The sequence below is a fragment of the Sphingomonas sp. genome (assembly GCF_048594985.1).
In the GTDB taxonomy this organism is placed as follows: domain Bacteria; phylum Pseudomonadota; class Alphaproteobacteria; order Sphingomonadales; family Sphingomonadaceae; genus Sphingomonas_I.
Map to the genome: position 1 here is coordinate 1 of NZ_JBMDXG010000109.1, position 15,160 is coordinate 15,160.

Here is a 15,160-nt window from a genome sequence, read left to right on the forward strand (position 1 = left end):
CCCTGCGCACCGTCCGCTTGGGCCGGTCACCTGCATCAGTCCATGGAACTTCCCGCTCGCGATCTTCACCGGCCAGGTCGCCGCCGCGCTCGTCGCCGGCAATCCCGTGCTCGCCAAGCCGGCCGAGGAAACGCCGCTGATCGCCGCGCAGAGCGTCGACATCCTGCACGAGGCGGGCATTCCGGCCGAGGTGCTCCGGCTGCTGCCCGGCGACGGCGCGGTCGGTGCCGCCTTGGTCGCGGCGCCCGAGACGGCGGGCGTGATGTTCACCGGCTCGACCGAGGTCGCGCGCCTGATCCAGGCCGAGCTTGCGAAGCGCGTCTCGCCCGCCGGCCGGCCGATCCCGTTCGTCGCCGAAACCGGCGGCCAGAATGCGATGATCGTCGATTCGTCCGCGCTCGCAGAACAGGTGGTGGCCGACGTCATCGCCTCCGCCTTCGACAGCGCGGGGCAGCGCTGTTCGGCGCTGCGCATCCTGTGCCTGCAGGAGGATGTGGCCGATCGCACGCTGACGATGCTGCGCGGCGCGCTGCACGAGCTGCGGATCGGGCGGACCGACCGGATCGGCGTCGACATCGGCCCCGTCATCTCGGCCGAGGCGCAGCAGACGATCGAGGCGCATGTCGCGCGGATGCGCGATCTGGGCCGGCGGGTCGAGCAGGTCGCGCTGCCGGCGGAAACGGCGCACGGCACGTTCGTGCCGCCGACGATCGTCGAACTCGACAGCATCGCCGATCTGGAGCGTGAGGTGTTCGGGCCGGTGCTGCACGTCATCCGCTTCCGCCGCGCCGGGCTCGACCGGCTGATCGATCAGATCAACGCCACCGGCTACGGCCTCACCTTCGGCCTGCACACGCGGCTCGACGAGACGGTGGCGCACGTCACCGCGCGGGTGAAGGCGGGCAACCTCTACATCAACCGCAACGTCATCGGCGCGGTCGTGGGCGTGCAGCCGTTCGGCGGGCGCGGCCTGTCGGGCACGGGGCCGAAGGCGGGCGGCCCGCTCTATCTCGGGCGGCTGGTGGACGGGCCGGCGGTGCCGCCGATCCTCAGCGCGTCGGCGGGCGACCTCGCCGTCGGCGATCTCGCCTCATGGCTCGATGAACAGGGCAATCGCGCGCTGGCCGATGCGGTGCGCGATGCCTCCGCGCGCTCGCTGCTGGCGGCCGAGGCAGAGCTTCCGGGCCCGGTCGGCGAGCGCAACCTGTACGCGCTTCACCCGCGCGGGCGCGTGCTGCTGCTGCCCGAAACGCGCGCGGGCCTGATGGCGCAGCTTGCCGCCGGCCTGGCCACGGGCAACCTGCTCGTGATCCACGCGCCCGCGCTGCGCGAGGGGCTTCCCGAAAGCGTCGCATCGCGCGTCCGCTGGGTCGAGGATTGGGCGGGCGAGGGGCCCTATGCCGGCGCGCTGATCGAAGGGGGGGCGGACCGTGTCCGCGCGCTGCAACAGGCGATTGCCGGCCTGCCCGGTCCGATCGTGCTGACGCAGGGCGGCGCGCACGATTATCGCCTCGACTGGTTGGTGGAGGAGGTTTCGACCTCGATCAACACCACCGCCGCCGGCGGCAATGCCAGCCTGATGGCGATGACCTGACCGGCCGGGCGCGGCCGGTCAGCGCTTCGCCTTGTCGGGCTTCGTATAGGGAATGAAATCGTCGAGCACGGCGAAGCCCCTCTCGGTCCGCGTCAGCCGGTCGAGCAGCCGGATCGAGTCGAGCCGGCACAGCTGCGTGCCGATCACGCGGCTGACGAGGATGTCGTCGCGATCGAGGAACTGGGCGCCCTGCGTCCGGTTGACGAACAGGGTGTCGTGGTTGCCGCGATAGACGATCGCCGCATTGTCGAACACCTGCGTGCCACGCACGGTCTGCAGCGGCAGGCACCGGACCGGCTTACCCGCGACGCGTCCCTCCAGCAATTTGGCAAGCGCCGCTTCGCCCCGCGCCGCCGGCGTCTTTGCCATAACGGGGGTGGTGGTGAGCAACGCCGCGATGATCATCCAGGCATGCCGCATCTATCGTCTCCTCGTCCGGATTATCTACCTGCCGCGCGGTGAATGCGCGCTGTCCATGCAACAGACGGAGCGGCATCGTGCCCGCCTTGTGATGCGTTTGTGAGGCGACGGAGAGATTTCCATTGCCCTTTTGTCCAACCGCGGCCTTAAAGGGCTGTTAACGAAGCTGTGGATAACAAGCGGGGTGCTGGTTTCTTATCTTCTGATCGCGCTCTTGGGGGGCGGGTCCATCGGTGGCTTGACGGTCTGGGCCGCCTTGCGCGCGCCCGGCCGGCTGCGCGCCCGACAGCAGGCGCGCCAGGGGCGGGGTACGGGCGCGAACATCGTTCCCGCCGCTCGCTCGCTCGCCGAGGATCTGGACGCGGCGGTGGTCCGCAACGAACTGTTCCTGGTGCACCAGCCCAAGATGCGCGCGCGCTCGGGCGAGATCGAGGCGGTCGAGACGCTGGTCCGCTGGCGCCACCCGACGCGCGGCCTGATCGGCCCCAACGACTTCATCGCGCTGGCCGAGGAATGCGGCCAGATGCGGCGCATCACCGAATGGGTGATCCGCCAGACGCTGAACGAGCAGCGCAGCCTCGCCGCGTGCGGGCACCGGCTCACCTTCAACGTCAACATCTCGGCGCGCGTGCTGCCCGACCGTGATTTCGCCGAATGGGCGCTGGCGACGGTGCGCGGCGCGGCGGGGCCGATCGGGTTCGAGATCACCGAAACCGCGATGATCGCCGATCCGGAGGGCGCGCTGCGCAACCTCCATCTCTTCGCCGACGCGGGCATCCTGATTTCGATCGACGATTATGGCGCGGGCCTGTCGAGCCTCGCTTACCTCAAGCAGCTTCCCGCCAAGGAGCTGAAGATCGACCGGATGTTCGTCTCCGGCCTGTCGAGCAGCCACCGCGATCCGCTGCTGGTCCGCTCGACCATCGATCTCGCGCACGCGCTGGAAATGGAGGTGACGGCCGAGGGCGTCGATTCGCCGGCGGCGCTCGCCCTGCTCAAGGTCATGGGCTGCGACGTCGTCCAGGGCTTCCTGATCGCGACGCCGATGCAGCTCGGCGAACTGCGTTCCTATCTCGATACGCGCGCCGATCGCGCGGCCGACAGCTACTCTGTCGGATTCAACTGGCTAGCGAGGAGCATGCCTGCGCGCTGACACGTGATTGAAATAAGACGTGGTAAGATAACCTCTTAAAAGGTTAATAACGCGTTAAGAAAGTCTTTACGACGGGTTAATGTTTTGCTAACCCCGTTGCAAGGGCGGCTTTGTGCTGCCTGCGATTCGCGACGGAGGCATCATGTTCACCACGGTCAAGCTTCACGGTTCCAAGGCGCTGCTGGCTCTTGCGGCGGTCACCACGATCGGCGCGCCCGCCCTTGCGGCCGACAGCATCCGCCCGGTCTCGCCGGCGGCTGACAGCATTCGCCCGGTCCTGCCCGCGGCCGACAGCATCCGTCCGGTTTCCCCCGCCGCGGACAGCATCCGCCCCGTGCGTCCGGCCGCGGACAGCATTCGCCCGGTCTCGCCCGCGGCGGACAGCATCCGTCCCGTCCTGCCGGCGTAATCGCCGCCGGCCGGCGCATCCGTCCCGCCCCGTCGCCGCGTCCAGCGGCGGCAGGGCGGCGTCGGCGATTGCGCGGCCGCGTCAAAGCGTTAATCTTTCGCCGCTAGCCTGCGGGCGAGGCGGACGGGAGTGATGGGTAAGTTTTACGCGAGTTGGGCCGCTTTATGCCTGCTGGGCGGCACGGCGGCGGGCGCGCAGGCGACCGATCCGTTCGCCGCGCGGGTGGCGGATGTGCGGGCCCAGATCATGGTCGATCCGCGCGCCGCGCTTGCGCAGACCGACGCTTTGCGCGCCGAGGCCCACCGGCCTGACGGCACGCCCGCCACGCGCACGGCACGCGCGGCGTCGGCCGACTGGCTCCGCGCCGAGGCACTGATCGCGCTCAACCGTCCGCAGGACGCGCTCCGCCTTCTTGCCACGACCCTGCCGCGCGTGGCGGCGTCGGGCGGGCAGCCCAAGCTCCAGGCCGAGCTCACCATGGCGCGCGCGGGTGCGGCGCGGATGTTGGGCCGCGTGCAGGAATCGCTCCGCGACAACCAGGCCGCCTTCCGCCTGTTCGGCCTCGCCGGGGACAAGCGCGGTCAGGCGGTCGCGCTCCAGAATATCGGCACCATCTATTACGACGCGCGCGATTATCCGAACGCGCTGCGTTACGGTCGTCAGTCGATCGAGCGCTATTCGGGCGACCGGCTGCTGCTGCTGGCGGCACGTAACAATCTCGGCAACGCCTATCTCGACTGGGGCCGCCACCGCGAGGCGGAGGCCGAATATCAGCGCGCGCTCGACGCCGCGCGCAAGCTCGGCAGCCCGGTCCTCACCGTCCGCATCCTCCAGAACCTCGCGCGCGCGCAGGCGGAAGCAGGGCATCTCGACGCCGCCGACGCGACGCTCGCCACCGCCTTCCGCATCGCCGCGCGGGGGGCGGCGGGACGCTGGCGGCCCGCGCGCGACGGGGGGGGGGCGGGGGGGGCGGTCAAACGCGACCGGATCGATCAGGCGACGCGCCATATCGACCGCGCGCTCGCCGCCGCCGGCGCGACCCAGGCCGCCCTGCCGCTGCGCGACTTTCACCACGCCGCGTACGAAATCTACCGCCGCTCGGGCCGGCCGGAGGAGGCGCTGACCCAGCTCGAGGCGTTCAAGCGGCTCGACGACGAGGCGCGCTCGCTCGCCGCCTCGACCAGCGCCGCGCTGATGGGCGCGCGGTTCGATTTCGCGAACCAGAATCTGCGCATCGCCGAGCTGCGCGCGGGGCAGGCCGAGCGCGACGCCACCATCGCGCGCGCCGACATCCGCTTCCGCAACGCGCTGATGACCGGTTTGCTGTCGGCGGCGGCGCTCGTCTCGCTGCTGCTCGCGATCGGCTTCGTCTCGATCCGGCGCAGCCGCAACCAGGTCCGCGCCGCCAATGCGACGCTGACCGAAACCAATGTCGCGCTGGAAAAGGCGCTCGCCGCCAAGACCGAATTCTTCGCCACCACCAGCCACGAGATCCGCACGCCCCTGAACGGCATCCTCGGCATGACGCAGGTCATCCTCGCCGACCGCCAGCTCGATCCCACGCTCCGCCGCCGGATCGAATTGCTCCACGGCTCGGGCGAGACGATGCGCGCGCTGGTCGACGACATTCTCGACATGGCGAAGATCGAGACGGGCGAGCTGCGCGTCCATCCCGCCGAAATGGACCTGCGCCGCCTGCTGGAGGAGACCGCGCAGGTGTGGACCGGCCAGGCCGAGACCAAGCGCATCGCGATCCAGCTCGATCTGGGCGACGTGCCCGCGCGGATCGTCGCGGACGAGGTGCGGCTGCGCCAGATCGTGTTCAACCTCATCTCGAACGCGGTCAAGTTCACCGATCGCGGCCATGTCCGCCTGTCGGCGGCGGTCGACGGCGAGGGGGAGGAGGAAACGCTGCGGATCGCGGTCGAGGATACCGGCCTCGGCATCCCGGCCGAGCGGTTGGACGACATCTTCGACTCGTTCGCGCAGGTCGACGGCGGCACCGCGCGCCGCCACGGCGGCACCGGCCTCGGCCTCGCCATCTGCCGCAATCTGGCGCGCGCGATGGGCGGGGACGTGACCGCGACCAGCATCCTCGGCACCGGATCGACCTTCACGCTCGCCATCCCGCTCGTGCGCGGGGCGGTGGCGGCGGGGCCGGGCCAGCGCCCCGCCGTAGAGCGGCTCGCCGACGCGGAAATGCTGGTGGTCGATTCGAATCCGCTGGCGCAGGGCGTGCTGCGCGCGATGCTCGGCGGGCAGACGGCGGGGCTTTCCTTCGTCGCCGATCTCGACGCCGCCGTGCATCATCTCGAAACGCAGGGGGCCGATCACGTTCTGGCCGACGGGGTCGCGCTCGGGCTCGATCCCGATGCGGCGCGGTCGCTGGCGGAGGCGGCGCGCGCCGTCGGCGCGCGGATGACGCTGCTCTGGCCAGCGCCCTCGGCTGCGGATAGAGACGCGCTCACGACGCGCGGCGTCGTGCATCTTCTGGCCATGCCCATCCCGGCATGCGTACTGGTACCTGCCTTGCGAATGCTCTATGAATCACCGGTAGCGGGGCGGGGCATGGCGGCATGAGCCGCCGGGCGGGAGACGTACCGGCGTGAACGTCCTGTTCGTCGAAGACGATGCCATGAACCGCCGCGTGGTGCGCGACATGCTCACCGTCGCCGGCGCGACGATGGACGAGGCGGTCGACGCCGAAACCGGCCTGCGCATGATCGACGAGGGCGATTACGACATCGTCCTGATGGATCTGCGCATGCCCGGCATGGACGGCCTGACCGCGATCCGCCACATCCGCGCGCGCACCGATGCCAAGGCGACCGTCCCGGTGATCGTCGTCACCGCCGACACCGCGCTCGACATCTGCCGCGACTGCATCGATCAGGGCGCGGACGAGGTGATCCTGAAACCCGTCGCGATGAACAAACTGTTCGACGCCATCGGCCGCCTGATCGCCCGCGAGAACAGCCGCATCATGCTGAATTGAGGGGCTTGCCCCGGGAGCTTTCCTTCCCCCGGAAAGATAGGCAGAGGCAATCAGGCTTGACCTTGCGCCTCCCGCACGTCGCGTGCTGAAGGCGCCTCACTATCGATCGGCAGGTCGATCTCGCCCATGATCCGGTCCGTCTCGATCAGGATCTTCACGATGCGCTGGTAGTGGCCGATATCGTCCCAGCTGAGCACGCGCCCGCGCCGATCCTTCAGCCATTTCTGCGCGGGCTGATAGCCGCCGATCGGGAAGCCCCAGGCGATGGGGGGGACATCGGCGAAAAACTGGTCTGGATTGATCCACACCTTGCCGTCCGCGAACTTGGGATAACCGGCCGCGACGATATCGTCGCCCTCGCCTTCGAACGGATAGGGCGTGTCGCCGATCGCGGCGGGCTCCATCAGGTGCAGGCGTCGCAATTCCTCGCCCTTCGCGCTGACCCGAGCGAAGATTTCGGGCGAGGCGGGATAGGGAATGCGCGGGAAGTCGATCTTCAGGAACTCGGCATAGGTCTCGCGATAGTTGGGCGCGTGCAGCACGCCATAGATATAATCGAAGACCTTCACCTCGCTCGGTCGCGCGTCGCCAGTGGCGGCGAGGAAGTCGTCCCCCGGCCCGGCCTGATCGGCAGGGTCGATTAAGGCAGCGGCGCAGATCGCAGCGTAGAGCTTGGGGTCGAGGTTGAGGCGGACGGTTTGGTCCAGCGTGCCTTCTTGGGGGTAGAGGTAAAGGGGCACCAATTGAGAGACGCCCTTATTCGAAAAAATCGCCCGATTATCGATCATTTTATCAACGGCCACGACTTGGCTGTACCCAGCGTCGCCTTGGATCGCTTGCCGGGCGATCATCAAACCAAGGTCGCTGCGTTTAAAGAAGTGCCGGGTTGCACGTTCGCGCCGGTGGACTGCGACGTTGGAATCGTAAACGGTGTATCTGATGTCGAAGGGGCGATAAAGAACCGGCGTTATCAGCGCCTTCCAATCAATTGCCGGCAGCGCTTTTTTTGCATCTTGATAATTCCACTGCGCCTGAGAACAAAGTCGAAACCTTCTCCTCGCTTCGCCTTCATCATGCGTCGCTAAAAGAGCTTCCACCTTTTCAATCGCTTCATGACTATTCCACGATATTGCGAACTCATCCTGGGTGGTCACAATACCCGGCGCAGGGTTGCCGTTCGGAGAAAAAAGATCTGCCACTGAGAAGCCAAAACGATACTTCGCCTCGACCACCTTATCCGTTGGCTTGAAGCGCCACGGTGCCGCTTCCGGAGATACGTCGACTACATCGATCGACCGGAGCGAACTTGTCCACAGTGCCTCAGTTTTGGAGCTTCGCGTGCCCCACAGCTCGCCGTGATCAACTTGGGCCAGTGTCGTGCGCCGCGGATCGCTGCTCTGCTTTTTCCAAGCAATTATAATTGCAACACCTTGCTGGATGTCAAAAACGTTCTTGTCGGGGGAGCCATCCGGGCTGATTTCCTTCTTCTTCGCATTGCCATGCAGGTCGAGGACGAAAATCCGATCAAAAGTTTGACGAAGATGGCTCCGCATATCGAGGAACGTGGGGTTGTCGAGATAGCCATGATTGGTGATGAACCCGAGCACACCCTCGCCATTCTGCTCGATCAGATGCTCCGACATGCGAATGAATTTCACGTAATCGTCTGACAACCACTTCGCCTGCGCGGGACGCTTCAATTCCGGGCTGACCTTGTAGTCCGCCATCAGTCTCTCGATCCAATCGCCGAAGTTGGACGAATGCCCGGAATAAGGCGGATTCCCGATCACGCACATGATCGGGCTTTGCCGCTTTACCTCGCTCGCGCCACGCGCCTCCTCAGCCAGCGGAGCAAAGAACAGGTCACGCACCTCCCGCTCTGCAGGCTCCAGCGCATTGGTCAGCCACACTGAAAGGCGCGGCGGATTGGCGCTCGGCTTGTAGCCGGTTTGCGCGAGCTGCATGTCGAGCTTCATATGGCACATGGCATAGCTCGCCATCAGCAACTCGAAGCCGTGCAGGCGCGGCAGCAGGTCCTGCTCGACATAGCCGGACCATTTGCCCGGGGCGCGGCCCTTCACACGGTCGGAAATCAGCTGCACCGCCTTGGCCAGAAACGTGCCGGTGCCGGTCGCCGGATCGAGGATCTGGACCTTGTGGACATCCTTCTTGATCGTCACCGGCTTGCCGGTCTTGGGATCGTTGGTGCCGGTATCCCAGTTCACTGTCACCTTGCTGGTGTCGGCAAGGCCATCGGCAAGGCCGAACTCGGTCTTCAGCACATCGTCTACCGCGCGAACGATGAAATCGACCACCGGTTCGGGCGTGTACCAGACACCCCGGCTCTTGCGCTTCTTCGGGTTATAGGCGGCGAGGAAGTCTTCGTAGAAATGGATGAAGGGGTCGTTGCGCGCGGTGAACTGGCCGTATTTCTCGAACAGCGAATGCGGATTGCTGGCGCGCATCACCGCGACGAGATCATCGACGATATAGACGAGGCGCTTGGGCAGCGCGGGGCCGGCGATATATTCGAACAACCCCTTCAGGAACGGGTTGGACGCGGGCAGATCGTCCATCGCTTCCTGCCGGCTGAACGTGTTCAGATCGGTATCGTGGAATCGCGCGGCGAACATGCCGTAGGTGATCGTCTCGGCATAGATGTCCGCGAACTCGTCGGGCGTCAGGTTAGGCAGCAAGTTCGCCTTGAAGCTCTTATATTGCCCCTCCAGTCCCTTGCGCGCCTCCGCCTCGTCGGCCAGCGCGATGGCGATCTCGTCCTTGATGATCGCCGCCTTGGCCGCCATGATCTCGGCCAGCTTCGCTGCCGATCGGATGCTGATCGGCTTTTGCTCGGCGAACAGGCGAAGCTGGCGCTCCAGTTCCTCGAACTTGTCAGGCTTCGGCTGGAGCCCCATTACGAAATCGGCGATCGAGACGAAGTGGACGGATTCGCCCTCCCGAATGAACTCGAAATCGACGCCGTTGGTGTAGATCAGGTTGGGATAGGCCTTTTCGTAGCGCTTGCGCTGCTCGACCGAATAGCCCTTCAGCTTGATGACGTCCTTGTCGATGTCCTTGGCTTCGGCCCAGCCGAAGGGGACGCCGTTCCGCTCGAACAGGAAGTCGGGCATGCCGGCTTCGGATTTCTTTGGCTCGTTGATGACCGTGATGCCCGCGTCGATACTCTCGAACAGGGCCTGCAGGGCCGGGCGGTAGCTATGCTCGGTCGCCTGTCCGCTGGCATATTTGGCGCGCACCACATCCAGATAATTCGCGATGTTCACGCATTCCCCCACCCAGCAAAATTCCAACGTAAAGTCACGGCATCCCCGCGCAAGGGCATCTTCACACCAGCATCCGCGTTCCCATCTAGCCTGGGCCGGCGCCCGCGCTTGCCCTCCGAACAAATCTGGAACAAAATCGCCCCATGTCCCTGACCCATCTCTCCGTCCGCGGCGCGCGCGAGCACAATCTCAAGGGCGTGGATGTCGATATCCCGCGCGAGACGCTGACGGTGATCACCGGCCTTTCGGGGTCGGGCAAGTCGAGCCTCGCCTTCGACACCATCTATGCCGAGGGGCAGAGGCGCTACGTCGAGTCGCTGTCGGCCTATGCGCGCCAGTTCCTCGAACTGATGCAGAAGCCCGATGTCGAGCATATCGAGGGGCTCAGCCCCGCCATCTCGATCGAGCAGAAGACGACCAGCCGCAATCCGCGCTCGACCGTCGCGACCGTGACCGAGATCTACGATTATATGCGCCTGCTGTGGGCGCGCGTCGGCATCCCCTATTCGCCCGCCACCGGCCTGCCGATCAGCGCGCAGACCGTCAGCCAGATGGTCGACCGCGTGATGCAGCTGCCGGAAGGCACGCGCTTCTACCTGCTCGCCCCCGTCGTGCGCGGCCGCAAGGGCGAGTATAAAAAGGAGCTGGCCGAGTGGCAGAAAGCGGGCTTCACCCGCGTCCGCATCGACGGCGAGCTGCACGACATCGAGGTGGTGGTCGATCGCCTCGCCCTGCGCGAGGGGATCGAGACGCGCCTCGCGCAGAGTTTCGAGACCGCGCTCAAGCTGACCGACGGCCTCGTCTATATTGACGTGGTGGGCGAAGGCGACGCCAACGCCGTCGCCGCGACCGAGGGCGTGCGCAAGGGGATCAAGGCGCTCGCGCTGCCCGCCGGCATCTCCGAACGGCTGACCTTCTCCGAAAAGTTCGCCTGCCCCGTCTCGGGCTTCACCATCCCGGAGATCGAGCCGCGCCTTTTCAGCTTCAACGCGCCGCAAGGCGCGTGCCCGGCGTGCGACGGCCTGGGGGAGAAGCTCTATTTCGACCCCCAGCTCGTCGTGCCCAACGAGACGCTGTCGATCGCCAAGGGCGCGGTGGTGCCGTGGGCCAAGTCCAACCCGCCCAGCCCTTATTACATGCAGGTGCTGGCCAGCCTCGCCAAGGCCGAGGGGTTCGACCTCAAGAGCCCGTGGAACGAACTCACGCCCGACCAGCAGGACGCCGTCCTCCACGGCACGCAGGGGCGCGCCATCCCGCTCACCTTCGTCGACGGGCGCAAGAGCTACACCGTGACCAAGCCGTTCGAGGGCGTGATCGGCAACCTCGAACGCCGCATGGCCTCGACCGAGAGCGCGTGGATGCGCGAGGAGCTCGCCAAGTACCAGGGCACGCGCCCCTGCGAGGTGTGCGACGGCGCGCGCCTCAAGCCCGAGGCGCGCGCGGTGAAGATCGCGGGCGAGGACATCTCGATCGCCACCCGCCGCCCCGTCGGCCAGGCGCTCGCCTTCTTCCGCGGCCTCGCCGACGGCCTGACCGACCAGCAGCGCCAGATCGCCACCCCGATCCTCAAGGAGATCGTCGAGCGGCTCGGCTTCCTCGACAATGTCGGGCTCGATTATCTCAACCTCGATCGCACCAGCGGCACCTTGTCCGGCGGCGAGAGCCAGCGCATCCGCCTCGCCAGCCAGATCGGTTCGGGCCTCTCCGGCGTGCTCTACGTGCTGGACGAGCCGAGCATCGGGCTGCACCAGCGCGACAATGACCGCCTGATCGTCACGCTCAAGCGCCTGCGCGATCTCGGCAACACCGTGATCGTGGTGGAGCATGACGAGGATGCGATCCGCACCGCCGATTACGTGATCGACATGGGGCCCGGTGCGGGCGTCCATGGCGGCACCGTCGTCGCGGCGGGCACGCTGGACGAGGTGCTGGCGAACGAGGCGAGCCTGACCGCCGATTACCTCACCGGGCGCCGCGCGGTCGCGGTGCCGGCGAAACGCCGCAAGGGTTCGGGCAAGAAGCTGACGGTGAAGGGCGCGCGCGCCAACAACCTGAAGGACGTGTCCGCCTCGATCCCGCTCGGCACCTTCACCTGCATCACCGGCGTGTCGGGATCGGGCAAGTCGACCTTCACGATCGACACCCTGTTCGCCTCCGCCGCGCGCCAGCTCAACGGCGCGCGCGTCCTCGCCGGCCATCATGAGAAGATCGACGGGCTCCAGCATCTCGACAAGGTGATCGACATCGATCAGTCGCCGATCGGCCGCACCCCGCGCTCGAACCCCGCCACCTATACCGGCGCCTTCACCCAGATCCGCGACTGGTTCGCGGGGCTGCCGGAGGCGCAGGCGCGCGGCTACAAGCCCGGCCGCTTCAGCTTCAACGTCAAGGGCGGCCGGTGCGAGGCGTGCCAGGGCGACGGCGTGCTCAAGATCGAGATGCACTTCCTTCCCGACGTCTATGTCACCTGCGACGTGTGCCACGGCGCGCGCTACAATCGAGAGACGCTGGAGGTGAAGTTCCGCGACAAATCGATCGCCGACGTGCTCGACATGACGGTCGAGGATGCGGGGGAATTCTTCAAGGCGGTCCCCCCGATCCGCGACAAGATGGCGATGCTGGCGGAGGTGGGCCTCGGCTACGTCAAGGTCGGGCAACAGGCGACGACGCTCAGCGGCGGCGAGGCGCAGCGCGTCAAGCTCGCCAAGGAACTCAGCCGCCGCGCCACCGGCAACACGCTCTACATCCTCGACGAGCCCACGACCGGCCTCCATTTCGAGGATGTGCGCAAGCTCTTGGAGGTGCTCCAGGCGCTGGTGGAGCAGGGCAACACCGTGGTCGTGATCGAACACAATCTGGAGGTGATCAAGACCGCCGACTGGATCATCGATCTCGGTCCCGAAGGCGGCGACAAGGGCGGCGAGATCGTCGCCACCGGCACGCCCGAGCAGGTGGTGAAGGAGCCGCGCAGCTATACGGGACGGTATCTCGCGCCGTTGCTGGGGGTGAAGCCCGTGGCCGTGGCGGCGGAGTGAGGCAGTGGCAAGGCGTGGCCTCACTTGTAAGGGCAGCATGAGGAAGTAGGCTGAAGACGCTTACGGATCTGCCGACATTTGGCGCACGTAATGAGGTGATGTTACCTGCGCAGCTTGCCGTGGAGCGGACGTAACCAAATAAATAAGGTTGGATATTAGGCCTATACCCAGAGTAGAAAGTAGATCGTGTCTATCAAGGTTCGACTAGTTGACCTGTGGCAGGCATTGCAGAGCGGTTAAACATTGTCGAAGTTGAGTTTCAAAGTCTCTAAAGGAACGTGACCGCCGTAGTTCGTCCAAACGCTGCCTCTGTGCAACCGCTGGAAAGATGTTCGAAACACTTTGGCTTCGACGTCGGCCAGCGACTCTCTCTATTGCATCCCGCAATGTTTGTTTCGGATCATGTAATCTTTCTGCATCTTGTGCTTGCTCTGGTAGTCCGATTTCGTTGGGACTGCCGCAATATCCCAAAGCATCCGTGACAGCCAACCCGTCAGCCAAGAGCCATGCCTCCGTCTCGTGTCTTGGACTTACCGTAATACATTGTCCTTTAGGCCAGGCGCACCTTTCAGCAAGCGCAAGGCAGTAGGCGGAGGCTCGATCGTCCAATCTACTTTCTTGTGCGCGTCCGCCAGTGTCGGCATGTATAAATAGTATATCGAAGGCGTCACGAAAGGCGCATGCCTCAGCGGCAACGTGCGCAATTCCACGGCCTTGTTGTCCAAGCTTAACTGCTGGAATATCTGGAACCTCGACAACATCTGTACCCTCGCGGGCAACGATGTCTCTGATCAATCGAGGAAACAGAATATCAAAATACAGAGCATCCGATCCCCCTTCATAGAAGGCTGCCCAGCTTACATATCTCATCCAGCATCGCCCGAGCGCTGTAACAGACGATCAACTTCAGCTCTAACCAAATATCTCTCTGGGTCAATCAAATCGCTACTAGCCTGAATTCCCGTCCGCATTCGAGTTCGTGTGGCACGCGTATTGGCCGTAGGGTTCACGATAGACACAATATCTGCCGCGACAATCTCCGTGTCTTCTAGCGCATTCATAACCTTCGGAGAATGCGTGTTCAATATAACTTGGAAGGTGACTTGATCAGGATCGGGGTCAATCAGCGTTGCATCTCGAAGAATGGAAATAAGTGTAGGTATTCGACCCTCATGAACCCCGTTCTCGGGCTCCTCAAAGCAAAGCGTGCCTTTGCGGTCAGGGTCATTCAATATCGTCAGAAGAGCTAACAGTCTCAAAGTCCCATCAGAAATAACTCTTGAACTGAAACTTAAATCGCCAGCAAACCCTACATTAAATGAATATTGTCGTTGATCATCAGATTGAACTTTAACATTGCAAACAGACGGAATCAATGCTGCCAAGTCAGTGGCAATATCGGCTAAGACTCCATCCGGCCGCTTCTCAGAGCGGGTTTGATCGCGCAAACGATTCAGAACAGCGGCAAGATTTGATGCGCTTGGTGTCAGTGTTGTCTTTTCAAATCTGTCATTCGCACTTCTTGCTGCAGTCGGATTTATTTCCAAAAACCGAACAGATTTTAGTGCCTTACGCAACGCGTAGAGGTGCGGAAATTCAGCTGTAGTTATGGTGGACAACGCGGTTCTAGATGCCTCTTTGAGAGACAGCCGCATTGGACTTCCGCTTTTGCTCGGTCCGTCTTGCCGAACCAAGAGGGAATCGTCGTTATCGTCATTCCTAATAAATGGTGTTGTGTACCTGCCGTAACTTGGACGGCGAGGCATTAAGTAGTTGGCATTATCCTCGGTTCGCTTCATAGCTCGGCAGAATTCTCTCCGAACAAACACGCCCCTAGGTCCACCATCTCGGCCATCTCTAATGCCGAGCGTAAGCTCATACCTCAACCTTTGTGAGGGAACCTTATAGGCACGGCCGAAGTCATCAGTTCCTTCGCCATCTAGAAAAACTTCTACAGCAAAAGACATGCTATCAGACTGGCCAGTCGCCGTGCGTCTGAAAAACTCTTCCGGTTCGCCGCGAAGACCTTGCATAGCGCTATAAATGTCGTGATCGGACAATGCTGCAATAAGCTGCATAGCATCGAATAAGTTGGATTTCCCACTCGCGTTGGGGCCAACGATTGCAGTAAATGGATGAAGATCGAGTTCGAAATTTTCGAACGTCTTAAATCCATCAATTTCAATCCGCGTCAGCATATGGCCTAACTAGATGCAGGTGCAACGCAGGTAAAGTGCGCAAGGACGGCGCGTGAACGACGCCGGGGCGTA

9 protein-coding genes are annotated in these 15,160 nt (G+C 64.1%); 6 read left to right on the top strand and 3 right to left on the bottom strand.

Annotation, left to right across the window (positions count from 1 at the left end; all coding sequences use genetic code 11):
- The coding region (locus ACOJSF_RS04060) for an L-glutamate gamma-semialdehyde dehydrogenase (protein ID WP_420140946.1) at positions 1-1,594 on the top strand (1,594 nt) is incomplete at its 5' end.
- 18 nt (positions 1,595-1,612) lie between these two features.
- On the opposite strand, the gene ACOJSF_RS04065 is transcribed toward ACOJSF_RS04060, so the two are convergent.
- Positions 1,613-2,014 (bottom strand): hypothetical protein, encoded by a 402-nt coding sequence (locus ACOJSF_RS04065; protein ID WP_420140947.1) that lies wholly within the window; start codon positions 2,012-2,014, stop codon positions 1,613-1,615.
- 238 nt (positions 2,015-2,252) lie between these two features.
- On the opposite strand from ACOJSF_RS04065, the gene ACOJSF_RS04070 reads away from it, so the two are divergent.
- The 4 genes from ACOJSF_RS04070 (at position 2,253) to ACOJSF_RS04085 (ending at position 6,571) form a co-directional block, all read left to right on the top strand.
- A complete protein-coding gene (locus ACOJSF_RS04070) occupies positions 2,253-3,167 on the top strand; it encodes an EAL domain-containing protein (protein ID WP_420140948.1) in 915 nt (304 codons plus the stop codon).
- Between the two features lie 142 nt (positions 3,168-3,309).
- Complete coding sequence (locus ACOJSF_RS04075) at positions 3,310-3,576, top strand: hypothetical protein (RefSeq protein WP_420140949.1); 267 nt, start codon at positions 3,310-3,312, stop codon at positions 3,574-3,576.
- Between the two features lie 132 nt (positions 3,577-3,708).
- The gene (locus ACOJSF_RS04080; protein ID WP_420140950.1) at positions 3,709-6,156 is read left to right on the top strand and encodes an ATP-binding protein; all 2,448 of its coding nucleotides are present in this window, start codon (positions 3,709-3,711) and stop codon (positions 6,154-6,156) included.
- 25 nt (positions 6,157-6,181) lie between these two features.
- The gene (locus ACOJSF_RS04085; RefSeq protein ID WP_420140951.1) at positions 6,182-6,571 is read left to right on the top strand and encodes a response regulator; all 390 of its coding nucleotides are present in this window, start codon (positions 6,182-6,184) and stop codon (positions 6,569-6,571) included.
- A gap of 50 nt (positions 6,572-6,621) precedes the next feature.
- On the opposite strand, the gene ACOJSF_RS04090 is transcribed toward ACOJSF_RS04085, so the two are convergent.
- Complete coding sequence (locus tag ACOJSF_RS04090) at positions 6,622-9,855, bottom strand: type ISP restriction/modification enzyme (protein ID WP_420140952.1); 3,234 nt, start codon at positions 9,853-9,855, stop codon at positions 6,622-6,624.
- A gap of 143 nt (positions 9,856-9,998) precedes the next feature.
- On the opposite strand from ACOJSF_RS04090, the gene uvrA reads away from it, so the two are divergent.
- On the top strand, positions 9,999-12,890 hold the full coding sequence (uvrA, locus tag ACOJSF_RS04095; RefSeq protein WP_420140953.1) for an excinuclease ABC subunit UvrA: 2,892 nt from the start codon (positions 9,999-10,001) through the stop codon (positions 12,888-12,890).
- A gap of 866 nt (positions 12,891-13,756) precedes the next feature.
- Here the strand turns inward: uvrA and ACOJSF_RS04100 are convergent.
- Entirely contained in the window at positions 13,757-15,088 is a 1,332-nt protein-coding gene (locus ACOJSF_RS04100) for an AAA family ATPase (protein WP_420140954.1), read from the bottom strand.
- Positions 15,089-15,160: the final 72 nt, after the last annotated feature.